At 61.5% G+C, this 16,492-nt stretch carries 10 protein-coding genes; 4 read left to right on the forward strand and 6 right to left on the reverse strand.

The annotated features are described in order from the left end of the window. The first annotated feature begins 42 nt into the window (after window positions 1-42). The 4 genes from AC13RC_RS24150 (at window position 43) to AC13RC_RS24165 (ending at window position 8,448) form a co-directional block, all read left to right on the forward strand. A complete protein-coding gene (locus AC13RC_RS24150) occupies window positions 43-4,227 on the forward strand; it encodes a translocation/assembly module TamB domain-containing protein (RefSeq protein WP_488558650.1) in 4,185 nt (1,394 codons plus the stop codon). A 473-nt stretch (window positions 4,228-4,700) separates the two neighbouring features. Continuing rightward, complete coding sequence (gene rocF, locus AC13RC_RS24155; protein WP_488558651.1) at window positions 4,701-5,636, forward strand: arginase; 936 nt, start codon at window positions 4,701-4,703, stop codon at window positions 5,634-5,636. Between the two features lie 363 nt (window positions 5,637-5,999). Beyond that, complete coding sequence (locus AC13RC_RS24160) at window positions 6,000-6,476, forward strand: chemotaxis protein CheW (protein ID WP_095436032.1); 477 nt, start codon at window positions 6,000-6,002, stop codon at window positions 6,474-6,476. Between the two features lie 298 nt (window positions 6,477-6,774). Then, entirely contained in the window at window positions 6,775-8,448 is a 1,674-nt protein-coding gene (locus AC13RC_RS24165) for a methyl-accepting chemotaxis protein (RefSeq protein WP_113354290.1), read from the forward strand. A gap of 72 nt (window positions 8,449-8,520) precedes the next feature. Here AC13RC_RS24165 and AC13RC_RS24170 read toward each other — a convergent pair whose 3' ends face one another. From AC13RC_RS24170 to AC13RC_RS24195, 6 genes are all read right to left on the reverse strand, one after another. Further along, complete coding sequence (locus AC13RC_RS24170) at window positions 8,521-10,182, reverse strand: OFA family MFS transporter (protein ID WP_488558652.1); 1,662 nt, start codon at window positions 10,180-10,182, stop codon at window positions 8,521-8,523. Between the two features lie 103 nt (window positions 10,183-10,285). After that, entirely contained in the window at window positions 10,286-10,552 is a 267-nt protein-coding gene (locus tag AC13RC_RS24175; protein WP_113333905.1) for a formate dehydrogenase subunit delta, read from the reverse strand. Then, window positions 10,542-11,369 carry a formate dehydrogenase accessory sulfurtransferase FdhD gene (gene fdhD, locus AC13RC_RS24180; RefSeq protein ID WP_488558653.1) on the reverse strand — a complete coding sequence of 276 codons (828 nt, stop codon included), beginning with the start codon at window positions 11,367-11,369 and terminating at the stop codon, window positions 10,542-10,544. Before fdhD ends, AC13RC_RS24175 begins: the two co-directional genes overlap by 11 nt. A gap of 187 nt (window positions 11,370-11,556) precedes the next feature. Then, complete coding sequence (gene fdhF, locus AC13RC_RS24185) at window positions 11,557-14,436, reverse strand: formate dehydrogenase subunit alpha (RefSeq protein ID WP_488558654.1); 2,880 nt, start codon at window positions 14,434-14,436, stop codon at window positions 11,557-11,559. A gap of 5 nt (window positions 14,437-14,441) precedes the next feature. Further along, window positions 14,442-15,998, reverse strand: coding sequence for a formate dehydrogenase beta subunit (locus AC13RC_RS24190; protein WP_488558655.1), 1,557 nt, complete (start codon window positions 15,996-15,998; stop codon window positions 14,442-14,444). After that, window positions 15,995-16,474, reverse strand: a complete 480-nt coding sequence (locus tag AC13RC_RS24195) for a formate dehydrogenase subunit gamma (RefSeq protein ID WP_488558656.1) — start codon at window positions 16,472-16,474, stop codon at window positions 15,995-15,997. Before AC13RC_RS24195 ends, AC13RC_RS24190 begins: the two co-directional genes overlap by 4 nt. Between the last annotated feature and the right edge of the window lie 18 nt (window positions 16,475-16,492).

The following is a 16,492-nucleotide window of genomic DNA, read 5'->3' on the forward strand; positions in this document are numbered from 1 at the left end:
CTTTCAGCACACGGTTACGAAATTGAGGTTACTGTCGCTTTCATGAGCATATTGATTCGAATCCTCGGGAAATTGGTGCGCTGGATCGCCTATGCGGTCGTGGCAATCCTTTTGCTCGCGATTGCGGCTGTGCTCGTCGTCGGCCTCGTACCCTCCGCAACCGGTTATGCCGTCGATCAGGTGGCAAAGCTCGCATCTACGCCGGATCGTACCATCGCCATCGCCGCGCCCTCAGGACTGCTGAACGGCAATCTGAGGGTCGGTTCGATCACTGTGTCCGACACGAAAGGCCCCTATGCCAAGGTGCAGAACCTTGCCATCGACTGGTCTCCCCTGTCCTTGCTGACCGGCACCTTCCATGCCGATCGCGTCGCAGCCGATGTGGTCGATTTCGGACGGCTGCCGGTTTCGACGGTCGCACCCGCAACGGCAACGCAACCGGCAAGCTCCAGCGGTTTCTCCCTGCCCATCGCCATCGATATCGGAGCCATCGCCCTGCCTGATCTTCGCATCGGACAGGCCGTTGCCGGGCAGGACTTCGTTCTCGCCGCCGACGGCAGCGTCAAGGCAAACAGCAGCAGTATGGGTCTGACACTCAATGCCTTCAGGCACGATGTGCCGGATGCCAAGCTTTCCGCCGATATCGCCTTTGCTCCGGCCGACAATCAGCTGAAACTGAAGACACAGATCTCCGAGCCGCGCGACGGCATGCTGGCCGGGCTGCTGCACCTGCCGGGCGGCCCTGCCGTCAATATCGATCTTTCCGGCGATGGCCCTCTCTCCAACTGGGCCGGCAAGCTGCAGGCGTCACTCGACGGCAAGCCGACAGTCGCCATCAGCGGTCACCACAGCCTCTCCAACGACGGCCTGCACCACATCGATGTCAAAGGCGGCGGCGATGTCGATTCCCTCCTGCCGCCGACCATGCGCGCGCTCTTTGCCGGCCAGACCACCATCGATCTCTCCGCAACCTTCGACGGCAAGGGCAAGATCGATATTCAGACCGGCAATCTCGCCACAGGCAGCGCCGTGCTTGCCGCATCGGGCACGCTCGATCCCGCCGGCAACAACAGCCTCAATGCCAATCTCATCGGCACCTCCGGCCCCGTCGATTTCCGCTGGCCTATGGAAAGCGGCGAGGCACGCGCTCTGATCTCCCGGGTCGATATCGCACTGACGGGTGCAGCCCAATCGGTAAAGATCGACGCGAAAGCTGCTCTCGACAGCGCCAGCACGCCACAGGGCAATATCGGACAGATCAATCTCAGCGCCCGAAGCGATGCTTTCAATCTCACCGGCATGTCCGGCCCGCTGCAGCTTCGCCTCGTCGTCGGTCAGACGGCTTTCGTGAGCCCCGACCTTAACCGCCTCATCCGCGCGCCGATTGCGCTGACCGCGCCGCTGCAGCTCTCGCCCGATACGATCGGCTTCAACAATACGACATTGGAAAGCGCCAGCATCGGCGGCACCGTCAACGGCAAATATACGCTGTCGTCGAAGGCGCTGACGGGTAATTTCAAGCTTTTCGCCCTGCCCGGCGTTCTACCGGATGGTGTCTCGGACAAGTTCGAAGGCACGATCTCCCTGGAAGGCCAGGTCGCCGGCACGGTGCCGACCAAGATGACGCTCTCCAATCTTGCGGTGAAATCCAATGTCGCCGAAATCAATGGCAATGTCGCGCTCAACGACCAATCGCTGACCACAGATCTATCCGGCAAGGTACTCGACCTTTCCAAGCTCGTCCCGAACGCACAAGGACAGGCCGATATCGGTCTCAAGGCCAAGGGACCGCTCTCTGCACTCGGCATCGACGCGACCGTCAAGGCCGTCAATGTCAAGCTGGCGGGACGGCTGCTCGATACGCTCGATATCGGCGTGACCGGTACCGCCAATCCCAAGGCACCACAGGCAAATATCCAGGCAAATGGGGCAATCGACGGCAAGCCGATCCGCATCACCGCCGACGCCGTTTCCAAGGATGGCCGCACCAGTATCCCATCGCTGGCAGCCGAAATCGGCATCAACAAACTGCAAGGCAAACTGGATCTGTCGCCGAGCTTCGAGCCGACAGGCGCGCTGACCTTTGACCTGCCGGATCTCAGCCTTCTGGCCGCGCTTGCCGGCCAGCAGGCCGAGGGTGACCTCAAGGGCTCGCTCGACATCGCCAGCACCGGCGGCAAGATCGGCCTGAAAGTCAATGCAAACGGCAGCGGCATCCGCCGCGACGATCTCGTCATTAGCAAGCCGGCCGTGGCACTTGCCGTCGATGATCTCAAGGCCCTCTCTGCAAATGGCACCATCCGCGCCGATACGATCGCCTCCGGCGCCAACCGCATCGCCGATCTTAACCTGACCTTCACCCAGCAGGGCAGCCGCACGGATTTTGATCTGAAGTCGACCTATGATAGCGCGCCGCTGACGACACACGGCAGCGTCGAAACGGCTGGTGGCCAGACGACGGTGAGCCTCGACTCGTTTGCAGGCGCGCCGCGCACGATACCGGTGAAGCTCACATCGCCGACGAAGATCGTCATCAAGGACGGCATCGCCTCTCTGAACGGCCTGACCCTTCAGACCGGTGGCGGTTCAGTGACCGTTGATGGCACCGCCGGGCAGGTCCTGAACATCAATGCGAAGATCGCCAACCTGCCGGCGAGCCTGGCCAATGTCTTTGCGCCGACGCTTGCGGCAGAAGGCGTCATCTCGGGCACGATCGCGGTCACCGGCAAGGCCGCCTCGCCGGCCGTTGTCTTCCAGACCAACTGGTCGGGAGCAGCAACAAGCCAGACGAAATCCGCCGGCCTCGCCGCGCTCGGCATCAAGGCGGACGGCAAGTTCGCCGATAATGTCGTCACCATCAACACCAACCTGACCGGCCAGAGCGGCCTGGCGTTGAATGGCGGCGGCACCGTCGCCATTGCCGGCAACAAAGCGATGGCGCTGAGGTTTACCGGTAGTCTGCCGTTCGACGCCTTGGCAGGCCAGCTGGCCGCCCAGGGCCTGGTCATGACGGGTACGGCGAAAATCGACATGCAGATCGGCGGCACGACGGCAGCACCCGCCATCACCGGCTCGATTACCACCGACGGTGCCAAACTGGTCGATGTTCGGCGAAACCTGACGCTCAACGGCCTTGCCGTCACCGTAACACTCGACGGCAGGCAGGCGGTCATCTCGCGGCTGAGCGGCAACCTCACGAGCGGCGGCAGCGTTTCCGGCAGCGGCACGGTCGGCATTACCCCGGATGGCGGCTTCCCTGCCGATATCCAGATGAAGTTCAACAATGCGACCTATGTCGACGGGACACTCGTCACCGCGACGGTCAACGGCACGCTCGGCATCAAAGGACCGCTCATGACCGCGCCGATGCTGACGGGCAATCTTAGGATCAACAAGGCATCGATCACCGTGCCGCAGAAGCTGCCGGCCTCGCTGTCTGAGATCAACATCAAGCACAAGAATGCGCCGGCTGCGGTCAACGCCCAGTTCAAGGATCAGAAACCGGAGGCGCCGCGCAGCAAATCGACCACGCTCGGCATCGATCTGCAACTCGAGGCACCCTCGCAGATTTTCGTGCGTGGCCGCGGCATCGATGCCGAACTCGGCGGCAACATCACGGTGCGCGGCACGGCAGCAGAACCAATCGTGTCCGGCGGTTTCACCATGCGGCGCGGGCGTCTGACCATCTTGAGCCGTCGGCTTGACTTCACCGATACCAGCAAGATCACCTTCGGCGGCGATCTGACGCCGGCGCTCAATATGGAAGCGACGTCGACGGCAGGCTCCACCACCATTACGGTCGACGTCACAGGTCTCGCGACCGACCCGCAGATCGGCTTCTCCTCATCACCGGCCCTACCGCAGGACGAGGTGCTGGCACAGCTGATCTTCGGCCAATCCATGTCGAAACTATCGGCCATGCAGATCGCCCAGCTCGCCGATGCGGCAAGCCAGCTGGCCGGCGGACGCTCCACCTCGCTCTTCGAAGGCCTGCGCAGCCATCTTGGCGTCGACGATCTCGACATCTCGACGGATGCGAACGGCCAGGCACAGGTTGGCGCCGGCAAGTATATCAACAAGCGCACCTATATCGAACTGCAGCAGGGCGCTTCAAACAACACCAAGGCCATCATCAATTTTAACGTCGGTCGCGGCGTGAAGCTGCGCGGTGCGGCGGGATCCGACGGCGCCGGGGAAGCCGGCGTCGTCTACGAGCATGAATATTGAGAAGATCTCGCGCTTTTCTGCTCAGGCCAATGCGCGGCCACCTCGCCCTTCGAGGCTTTGCCGCTTTCGCCGACGCTCAATCGTCAAAGCACCTCAGGGTGAGACGAGGAGAGTTTTGCCGCCACGCATAGAAGATCAGCCCATGCTGAGGTGCGTAGGCTCCTGAGTCCGTCCAAGGGCTGTAGCCTCGAAACACGAAGCATCTCGTCGAACAAGGCGAGATTGCATTAAGATCGTCCATGCGCTTGTCATTTTGCGCAATCGGATTGATCAATCTGTCGAAACCCAGTCGATTTTGGACAATTTTTCATCTTTTTGCTGTCATCCAGACAATCGATAATGCGCGCCAACATAATTCAGACCGGTTCGGCTCTTCATGGATTCTCCGAACTGGTCTATCTCATTTTCATGCCGTCCCGGGCAAAGCCGCTACTGGCTCTTCCGGAAGCGCTCTAACCCTCGGAGCAATGCCGATGAATACGCAATCCACTCCCGTTACCCTGATCGGCGTCCCCCTGGAAGAAGGGTCCGGCCGCCGCGGCGCCGGCATGGGTCCGACGGCGCTCCGCATCGCAGGCATCGAAACCACCCTGACCGAACTTGGCCATCGCGTCACGGATAGCGGCGACCTGCATCCTGTTCCGGCAGCGGATCTTTCGGACCATCCCCACGCTCACAATCTGAAGATTGTCGGCGCTTTCACCCGTGCGCTGGAAGCAAAAGTCTACGATGTCGCATCGTCTGGCGGCTTCCCGCTGATCCTCGGCGGCGACCACAGTCTCTCCATGGGCAGCGTCTCCGGCATGGCCCGCCATGCGGCGGAGGTCGGCCGCCCGCTCTTCGTGCTCTGGCTCGACGCCCACTCCGATTTCAATTCGCCCGCCACCTCCCCCTCGGGCAATATTCACGGCATGCCCGTTGCATTCTTCTGCGGCGAAGCCGAGATCGAGGGTGTTCTGCCGGCCGGGCGGCCGCTGGTCGACCCGACGAAGGTCTTCCAGGTCGGCATCCGCTCCGTCGACCCGCGCGAGCGCGAGGAAATCCGCGAACACGGCGTCAACGTCTTCGACATGCGTTCCCTCGACGAGCAGGGTGTCGCCGCCATCATGCGCAAGGTGCTTGATACCGTCAGCGAAGCCAACGGCCTGCTGCATGTCAGCTTCGATGTCGATTTCCTCGATCCGGATATCGCGCCGGGCGTCGGAACCACCGTGCCGGGCGGCGCGACCTATCGCGAAGCGCATCTCATCATGGAGATGCTCTCCGACAGCAATCTCGTCTCGTCGCTCGATCTGGTCGAGCTCAACCCGTTCCTCGATGATCGCGGCAAGAGCGCCCGCGTGCTGGTGGAAATGGCCGCAAGCCTCTTTGGCCGGCGCATCTTCGATCGACCGACCCGGGCCGCCTGAGGCGCTGTCCGGCCGGCAGGGGAGTCCGGTGATGGATTGCCGGCGGGCGAGCATTCCTATCTGGCGCCATCCTCGTCCTTCGGCAGGCTCAAGATGAGGGTGGGGTAAGCCCTTCCTCGATATAGCTGGTTCTTGGCAGCAGAGCGAGACGATCAGCCTTCATGGTGAGGCGGCGCGTAAGCGCCCTCAAACCCGAGGGCGGGTGGCTGCTCTCCCTTTACAACCTCCATACTTCCAGCATCTTGCTTTGCCAGCCAATACTGTCGAAACCGCTTGTATAGGTTTAGGTTTAAGCAATCTTCTTGCCCTATCGTGCCAATAACGCGCCGCATCGGCGTCACGGGTTCAATGGGAAGAACGTTCATGGCCACGATCAATTCCACCAGCTTCAGCGGCGATACTCTGGAGATCATTGCCTTCCGGCTGCATGATCAGGAATTCTGCGTCAAGACCACCACGATCCGCGAAATACGCGGCTGGGCACCCTCGACGCCGATCCCGCACGCGCCGGCCGATGTCATCGGCGTCATGAACCTGCGCGGTTCGGTCATCCCGATCATCGATCTCGCTTACAAGCTCGGCATGCAGAGCACGGTCGCCAATGAGCGCAGCGCCATTGTCGTTGCCGAAGTCCACAACATGGTCATCGGCATGCTGGTCGACCGCGTCTCCGACATCCTGACGATCGCCTCCAGCCAGGTGCAACCGGTACCGGAAGTGACCGCCTCCTTCGATCGCGCCTATTGCGAAGGCATCATCGCCACGGAGAATGGCATGATCTGCTTCCTGAACCTCGCCAAGATGTTCAAGGAAAACGAAACAGATGAACTTGCCGCTTAACTTCGCCGCATAGTCCTTTTTAAGAAACCGCCGCTCTCTTGCGGCGGTTTTTTATTATCTCCTAATTTTAGCTAGTTATATTTTATTTAAATTATAATTTCTAATGAGCTAATTTTTACTCAAAATTAAAGAAGGAAACTCCATCATCGATTGTGAAGCGAGGAAAGAAAATACAATCTATACATTCCGACCATCCCTTGCGGAACGTCGTCCTTCGGCGTGCCGACGAGCGCGGCCGCCCGCTTCGAAGCCATTAATCGACGCCCGACAAAGGCGAGCTTTCTAAGAGGGAATGGGAATGTTCAGTCTATCATCCGATGCCAGCCGCATTCTTTCCGCCGTTTCCAAATCGCAGGCCATCATCGAATTCGACATTCAAGGTAAGGTTCTGACCGCAAACGAGAATTTCTGCCGCACGCTGGGCTATGAGCTGAAGGAAATCGTCGGCAATCATCACCGGATGTTCTGTGATCCCTCCTATGTCACAACCCCTGCCTATCAAGATTTCTGGGCGCGTCTCGGCCGCGGCGAACATGATGCCGGCACCTACAAGCGTCATGCCAAGGGCAATCGCGAGATCTGGATACAAGCCTCCTACAATCCTGTCTTCCGCAACGGTAAGCCGATCAAGGTCGTAAAATTCGCTGTCGATGTCACCGAAGCCAAGAAGAAGGCAATCGACGATGCGGGCAAGCTAGAGGCGCTCTCGCGCTCGCAGGCCGTCATCGAATTCCTGCCGACCGGCGAAATTCTGACCGCGAACGAAAACTTCTGCAGCGCAATGGGCTATGCGCTCGGCGAGATCACAGGCAAGCATCACAGCATCTTCTGTGATCCTTCCTATGCCCGCACCGAGGAATACAAGCGCTTCTGGCAGCGCCTAGCGCAGGGCGAGTTCATCGCCAACGAATTCGTCCGCTACGGCAAGGGCGGCAAGGAAATCTGGATCCAGGCGGCCTATAACCCCATCGTCGACGCCGACGGCAAGGTCTACAAGGTCGTGAAATTCGCCACGGACGTTACCTCGCGCATGAGCGCCATCAACGAAATCGCCGGCGCCCTTCGCAGCCTGTCGGAAGGCGACCTGACGAAGACGCTCCAGCGGTCCTTCGTGCCATCCATGGAGCAGCTTCGCCACGATTTCAACGCAACGATCGAGAAGCTTTCCGAAACGTTGACCACCGTCGGCCACAATGCTAGCGCCATTGCCGCCGGCTCGCGCGAGCTCGGCCACTCAGCAGAAGCCTTCTCAAGGCGTACCGAACAGCAGGCTGCATCGGTGGAAGAGACGGCGGCGGCTCTGGAGGAAATCACCACGACGGTCACCGATTCCAGCCAGCGTGCGGAAGAAGCAGGGCGTCTCGTTGCCGAAACCAAACGCGGCGCCGAAGAATCCGGCACAGTGGTCCGCAATGCCGTCGCCGCCATGGATCAGATCGAGAAATCCTCCCGCGAGATTACCAACATCATCGGCGTCATCGACGATATCGCTTTCCAGACCAATCTTCTCGCATTGAATGCCGGTGTCGAAGCCGCCCGTGCCGGCGAGGCGGGCAAAGGCTTCGCCGTCGTGGCGCAGGAAGTGCGCGAGCTTGCTCAGCGTTCGGCCAGTGCCGCCAAGGAGATCAAGGCGCTGATCACGACATCGAGCCAGCACGTCAAGAATGGTGTCGGCCTGGTCGGTCAGACAGGCAGGGCGCTGGAGCATATCGTTACTCAAGTCGCCGATATCAACACCAACGTCGCCGCCATCGTGAAGGCTTCGAAGGAACAGACGATCGGCCTTCGGGAAATCAACTCGGCGATCAATTCGCTGGATCAGACCACTCAGCAGAACGCTGCCATGGTCGAGGAAAGCACGGCGGCAAGCCTCCGGCTCGCAAACGAAGCGGACGCGCTACATACGCTGCTTGCGCAATTCCGCCTCGCCGACTCGATGATCCGCGATATGGTGATGCGGCGCGCAGCTTGACCGCCAAACTTGCTGAAAAGCACGAGGCCGCCCCGAAATTCGGGGCGGCCTCGTCGTCTTGCGGAGGATCGTTTAGCCAAACAATGCGTAGGTGCTCTTGATCGTCACCCATACGCCCCAGAGGAGCGGAATGCCGACGAGTGCCCAGGCGATCAGCGCCTTGCCATCGAAACCGCCCGTGCCGATGCCGAAAGAGCCGGTGGGGCCGGCATTGGCGGCGGCGGTCTTTGCCTGTAGCGCTGCAACCTCTTCATCCGACATGAACGATTTGTCCGAGAGCGGCTTGACCAGCGAATTGGCGATCAAGCCCAGAGCCAGCATGCCCGCAAGAATATACATGGTGAAGGTGTAGAGCTGCGCACCTTCGACGCCTGCTGCCTTCTGTGCCTCGCGGATATAGTTGACGACGACAGGCCCGATGATCCCGGCCGTCGCCCATGCCGTCAGCAGCCGGCCATGGATCGCGCCGACGAACTGCGTCCCGAAAATATCGGCGAGATAGGCGGGAACAGTAGCGAAACCGCCGCCATACATCGACAGGATGATGCAGAGAGCGCCCACGAACAGCACTTTGCTATGGATACCGGCCGCCCAGGGAGCCAGGACATAGAGCGCAATGCCGATGACGAAGAAGCAATAGTAGGTGTTCTTGCGGCCGATCTTGTCGGAGAGTGACGCCCAGAAAAAGCGGCCGCCGATGTTGAAGAGCGACAGCAGACCGGCAAAGCCGGCGGCTATGGCAGCGACGGTGGCGATCTGATCCTTGCTGAGATCGGCGAATTTCACATCCGGCAGGCCGATGAGGGCTCCGCCGAAAATCTCCTGCAGCATGGGCGAGGCCATGCCGATGACGCCGATGCCGGCCGAGACGTTGAGGCACAATACTGCCCAGATCAGCCAGAACTGCGGGGTTTTGTGGGCATCGCGGAGATGCACATGCTTGGTGGTGATCATCGAGCTCTTGGCGGCAGGCGCCGTCCAGCCCTCAGGACGCCAGCCGGCCGGCGGCAGGCGATAGCCGAAGGCGCCTCCCATCATGAAGACGAAATAGATGGCCGCCATGACGATGAAAGTCTGCCAGACGCCCACCGATCCATCCGTGCGAAAGTGGTTCATCAGCAGGCTCGCAAGCGGCGCCCCGATCATCGCGCCGCCGCCGAAACCCATGATCGCCATGCCGGTCGCCATGCCGCGCCGATCCGGAAACCATTTGATCAGCGTTGACACGGGTGAAATATAGCCGAGACCAAGCCCGATACCGCCGATGACGCCGGCGCCGATCCACATGATCCAGAGCTGATGGAAGATGACGCCAATCGCGGCAATCAGGATACCGCCGCACCAGCAGCAGGCAGCGACTACGCCGGCCTTGCGCGGCCCGGCCCGTTCCAGCCAGCCGCCCCAGATGGCAGCGGAGGAGCCGAGCAGCACGAAGAAGAGCGTATAGATCCAGCCGAGATCGCTGACGCGCCAGTCGCAGCTTGTCGTGAACAGGGCAGTGAGAAGATTGAGGCTGGCGCATTCTGCAGGGGCTGGAGTCGGTGTACCGAGCGCCTTGGAGAGCGGCAGCCAGAACACGCTGAAGCCATAGGCCATGCCGATGCAGAGATGGATCGCCAGCGCCGCCGGCGGCACGAGCCACCGGTTGAAGCCCGGCTTGGCGATAATTCGCTCACGGTCGAGCAGACCCGCCGTCGCCGTCCCTCGGGAAATATTCGTATCCGCAGCCGTCATGAACAACTCCTCCTTGCTTCAAAGACCGGCACCCTTCCTCAAAGGAATCGCATTCGACGATAGAGCCTCCACTCTCCATCCCAATGCGCCATCTGTGCTAGTATTAAGCCGACTTAATTTCCTCGGCCGGCGCCGGCCTGTGGATCAGCGAGGCCGCCTCCAGGACCAAAGGGTTCAGCCCACTGTCGCCATGATCGATGATCGCGAACAGCTGTCTCCGCATGCGCGGCTCCCAGAATTTGTTGATATGCGTAGCCACACCCTGCACCGCCTCGCCCGCCGGCTGTGTCTTGAAGAAGGTGGCGATCTGGTTCGCCATATAGATGAGCTTGGTCTCGGTCTTGCCATGCGGCGTTTCGTCAGGCGACATCGGCGATGCTCCCCGTGATGATGCGATGCGGGTGGGTGAAAATCTCGAAATCGTCGCCGCGGACCAGCGCCACCAGCGTCATGCCGGCCTCCTCGGCCGTACGGATCGCAAGCGCCGTCGGCGCGGAAATCGCTACAAGGACGGAACTGCCTAATATCGCCGCCTTCTGCACCATCTCGACGGACAGCCGGCTGGTGACGGCGACCACACCTTCCGCGCCTTTATGGCCCGAACGGATGACAGCACCGCAGAGCTTGTCCAGTGCATTATGCCTGCCGACATCTTCGCGCACGGCAAGCAGACCTTCGGACGGGATATAGAAGCCCGCGCCATGCACAGCATGCGTCTCGCGATGCAGCGGCTGGGCATCATTGAGGAGAGCGATGGCGCGAACGATATCCCTCTGCGTCAGCTTCAAAGCAACTTTCGAGACATCCGGCACCTTGCGAACTGCCTGCTCGATCGATTCGATGCCGCAGAGACCGCAGCCGACGGGGCCTGCCATATGGCGGCGGCGCAGCCGCAAGGCATCCGCGGCATCATCGACGAGCGTGATCTGCACGTCGATCCCCTGCTCGTCCTCGATCGGCTCGATCGCAGCAATCTCACTCATATCGGTGATGATGCCCTCGGTGAGGCTGAAGCCGACAGCGAAATCCTCGATATCGGCGGGCGTACCCATCATGACCGCGTGCGAGGTGCCGCCATAGGAAAAAGCGATCGGTACTTCCTCGGGGACAATTCGGGAGCCGGACCGCACCAACCCGTTGCGGCGGGCGGTCTCGGGGACGGGGGTGGTGGGCGTGAATTTGGTCATTATCCGGTCTCCCCTTCTCCCCCTCGGGGAGAAGGTGGCGCGAAGCGTCGGATGAGGGGGGCGAGGAGCGACGGCTCCGAGCGTCCTGAGCGCGAGCGAAGGGCCATTCTTCCCGCGCGAAAAGACCCCCTCATCCGCCCTGCGGGCACCTTCTCCCCAAGGGGAGAAGGAGAAAGCATCCTCAAACTCACTCCGCAGCCTCCATCTTCCCAACGATGCGTCGGGACTGCCGGGCCTGTTCATCATACTCGACCTGCCACTGCGATGGACCATTCGAGGGCGAGACCTGCACGGCCGTCACCTTGTATTCCGGGCAGTTCGTCGCCCAGTCGGAATAATCCGTGGTAATGACGTTCGCCTGCGTGTCCGGATGATGGAACGTCGTATAGACGACACCGGGCGCGACGCGGTCGGTAATCAACGCCCTGAGCGTCGTGTCGCCGGATCGGCTGCTGAGCCGCACCCAATCGCCCTCGCGGATGCCGCGCTGCTCGGCGTCGTGCGGATGGATCTCCAGGCGGTCCTCCGCGTGCCAGACGACATTCTCCGTGCGCCGCGTCTGGGCACCGACATTGTACTGGCTGAGGATACGCCCGGTCGTCAGTAGCAGCGGGAAGCGCGGGCCGGTGCGCTCGTCGGTCGGGACATATTCCGTGCGGATGAACTTGCCCTTGCCGCGCACGAAGCCATCGACATGCATGATCGGCGAGCCGAGCGGCGTCTTCTCGTTGCAGGGCCACTGCACCGAGCCCATCTTTTCCAGATAGTCGTAGGAGACGAGCGCGAAGCTCGGCGTCGTCGCGGCGATCTCGTCCATGATTTCGGACGGATGCGTATAGTTCCAGCCGAGACCCATGGCCTGCGCCATCTTCTGTGTCACTTCCCAATCGGCATAGCCGTTGCGCGGGGTCATGACCTTGCGCACGCGGTTGATGCGGCGCTCGGCATTGGTGAAGGTGCCGTCCTTTTCCAGGAAGGTCGAACCGGGCAGGAAGACGTGGGCGTAGTTGGCGGTCTCGTTCAGAAAGAGGTCGTGGACGACGACGCATTCCATCGCAGCAAGGCCGGCCGCAACATGCTTGGTGTCCGGATCGGACTGGAGAATGTCCTCACCCTGGATGTAGATGCCCTTGAACGTGCCTTCGACGGCGGCATCGAGCATGTTCGGAATACGCAGGCCCGGCTCGTTGTTGAGCTTCACACCCCAGAGCTTTTCGAAGATATCGCGGGTCGCATCGTCAGAGATGTGGCGATAGCCCGGCAGCTCGTGCGGGAAGGAGCCCATGTCGCAGGAGCCCTGCACGTTGTTCTGTCCGCGCAGCGGATTTACGCCGACGCCCGGACGGCCGATATTGCCCGTCACCATGGCAAGGTTGGCGATCGCCATGACGGTGGTCGAGCCCTGGCTGTGCTCGGTGACGCCGAGACCGTAATAGATCGCGCCATTGCCGCCCTTGGCAAACAGACGAGCGGCGCCGCGTACTAGTTCCGGAGAAACGCCGGTGTATTTTTCCGTTTCCTCCGGGCTGTGCTGCGGTTCGGAAACGAAGGCAGCCCAATCCTCGAATTCGGACCAGTCGCAGCGCTCGCGGATGAATTTCTCGTCGAACAGGCCTTCCGTCACGATCACATGTGCCAGTGCCGTCAGAATGGCGACATTAGTGCCTGGCTTCAGCGGCAGATGATAGCTGGCTTCGACATGCGGCGTGCGCACAAGATCGATGCGGCGCGGATCGATAACGATGAGCTTGGCGCCTTGGCGCAGCCGCTTCTTCAGGCGCGAGCCGAAGACCGGATGACCGTCCGTCGGGTTGGCGCCGATGACAATGACGACATCGGAATGCTCGACGCTGTCGAAATTCTGCGTGCCGGCGGAGGTGCCGAACGCCTGGCCGAGGCCGTATCCCGTGGGAGAATGGCAGACGCGGGCGCAGGTATCGACATTGTTGTTGCCGAAGCCGGCGCGTACCAGCTTCTGCACCAGATAGGTTTCCTCATTGGTGCAGCGCGAGGAGGTAATGCCGCCGATGGAATCGCGGCCATACTGATATTGCAGCCGCTTGAACTCGGTGGCGATATGGGCAAAGGCCTCATCCCATGTCACTTCACGCCAGGGATCGCTCACCTTCTCGCGGATCATCGGGTTAAGGATGCGGTCCTTGTGGGTCGAATAGCCATAGGCGAAGCGGCCCTTGACGCAGGAATGGCCGCGATTGGCCTGGCCGTCCTTCCAGGGCACCATACGCACCAGCTCCTCGCCGCGCATCTCCGCCTTGAAGGAGCAGCCGACACCGCAATAGGCGCAGGTGGTGACGACCGAATGCTCCGGCTGGCCGATCGAGATCACAGATTTCTCGGTCAGTGTCGCCGTCGGGCAGGCCTGCACGCAGGCGCCGCAGGAAACGCACTCGCTGTCGATGAAACTCTCATGCATGCCGGGCGAGACCCGCGAGCCGAAGCCGCGGCCCTCGATCGTCAGCGCAAACGTGCCCTGCACTTCCTCGCAGGCGCGCACGCAGCGCGAACAGACGATGCACTTCGAAGGATCATAAGTGAAATAGGGGTTCGACTCGTCCTTCGGCATCCATTTCAGATTGATGTCGCCGTTGTTGCGCGCCTTGACGTGGTTGTCGCCCTCATAGCCGTAGCGCACATCGCGCAGGCCGACGGCGCCAGCCATGTCCTGTAGCTCGCAATCACCATTGGCGGCGCAAGTCAGACAGTCGAGCGGGTGGTCGGAGATATAGAGTTCCATCACGCCGCGGCGGATGTCCTTCAGCCGGCCGGTCTGCGTGTGAACGACGAGGCCGGGTGCCACAGGCGTCGTGCACGAGGCCGGCGTGCCGTTGCGGCCTTCGATCTCGACGAGACAGAGGCGGCAGGAGCCGAAGGCATCGACCATATCGGTGGCGCAGAGCTTCGGCACCTGAATGCCTGCTTCCATCGAGGCGCGCATGATCGACGTACCCTCGGGCACCGTGATCTGGCGACCGTCGATGGTGAGCGTCACCATGGTTTCGGATGTGGAGGCCGGCGTGCCGTAATCGATTTCTGGAACGAGGGACATGGGTCTTACTCCGCCGCTTCAATCAAGGGAGCCGGAGAAAAATCCTCCGGAAAATGGGTCATCGCGCTCATGACGGGATAGGGCGTGAAGCCGCCGAGCGCGCAGAGCGAACCGAACTTCATGGTGTTGCAGAGATCGGCAAGCAGCACCCGGTTTTTCTCCGGCTCGATCCCTCGCGCGATCTTGTCGGCCGTCTCGACGCCGCGCGTCGAGCCGATGCGGCAGGGCGTGCACTTGCCGCAGCTTTCGACCGCGCAGAATTCCATGGCGAACCGCGCCTGCTTCAGCATGTCGGCGGTATCGTCGAAGACGACGATGCCGGCATGGCCGATGAGACCGTCCTTGGCCGCGAACGCTTCATAGTCGAACGGCGTGTCGAACAGCGCGCGCGGGAAATAGGCGCCCAGCGGCCCACCCACCTGCACGGCCTTGACCGGCCGCCCTGTCGCTGTGCCGCCGCCGATCCGGTCAACGATGTCGCCGAGCGAAAGACCGAAGGCCGTCTCGTAGAGGCCGCCATGCTTGACGTTGCCGGCGATCTGCAACGGGATCGTGCCGCGCGACCGGCCCATGCCGAAATCGCGATAGAAGGCAGCACCCTTGTCCATAATGACGGGGACCGAGGCGAGCGAAATCACATTGTTGATGACGGTGGGACAGTTGAACAGGCCCTTATGCGCCGGCAGCGGCGGTTTGGCACGTACGATACCGCGCTTGCCCTCGAGGCTGTTCAAGAGCGCCGTTTCCTCGCCGCAGACATAGGCGCCGGCGCCGGTGCGGATTTCCATGTCGAATGCCTTGCCGGAACCAAGCACGGATGCGCCGAGAATACCGGCCTTGCGCGCGATTTCGACAGCTTCCGTCATGGCGGCGATCGCATGCGGATATTCCGAACGCGTATAGACGAAGCCCTTGGTCGCGCCCGTCGCGAGGCCTGCAATCGCCATGCCCTCGATCAGCACGAAGGGGTCGCCTTCCATGATCATCCGGTCGGCGAAGGTGCCGCTATCGCCCTCGTCCGCGTTGCAGACGATATATTTGCGTGTCCCCGGCGCATCGAGCACCGTCTTCCACTTAATGCCGGTCGGGAAACCCGCGCCACCGCGGCCGCGAAGGCCGGAATCGGTCACTTCCTTGACGATATCGCCAGCAGCCATGCCGATGGCGCGGCGCAGACCTTTCAGGCCGCCGTGCGCTTCGTAATCCTGCAGCGAAAGCGGGTCGGTGATGCCGCAGCGGGCAAAAGTCAGGCGGGTCTGTTCCTTGAGGAATGGGAGGCTTTCGACCTCCCCAAGACAGAGCGGATGCTCGCCGCCTTCGGCGAGCCCGGCATCGAATAGTGCGGGAACATCCTTGGCCTTCACCGGTCCATAGCCGATGCGCTTGCCGTCGATCTCGACTTCGACCAGGGGCTCGAGCCAGAACATGCCGCGCGAGCCGTTGCGCACGATGCGCGCATCGAGCCCGCGCTTGGCAATCTCCTGCGTGACGGCTTGCGCCACCTTTTCCGCACCCAGCGAAAGGGCGGCGGCATCGCGAGGGACATAGATGGTGAGTGTCATCGGCGCGCCTCCTTGACAAGGTCGTCCGCGCTTTCATCGTCAAGCCGGCCATAGAGCTCGCCGTCGAGCATCGCAGCCGGAGCGCAGGCGCAAAGCCCGAGACAGTAGACCGGCTCCAGCGTGACGCTGCCATCGAGGGTCGTCTGATGGAAATCGATGCCGAGCAGCCGCTTGATGCGCTCCGTCAGCGCATCGCCGCCCATCGACTGACAGGCCTCGGCGCGACAGAGCTTCAGCACATGCCTGCCGGCCGGATGATCGCGATAGTCATGATAGAAGGTCATGACGCCGTGCACTTCGGCGCGGGAGAGGTTCAGTGCCTTGGCGATCAGCGGCAACGCATCCTGCGGCACATAACCGAATTCTTCCTGGATCCCATGCAGGATCGGCAAAAGCGGCCCCTCCATCGATTTCATGCTATCGATGATGATGCCGGCGCGGGTTGCGACATCGCCCGCAGCCTGATTCAAACTCATTAGCAGCCTCCCGCGCAT

The sequence above is a fragment of the Martinezella sp. CNPSo 3890 genome (assembly GCF_057784455.1).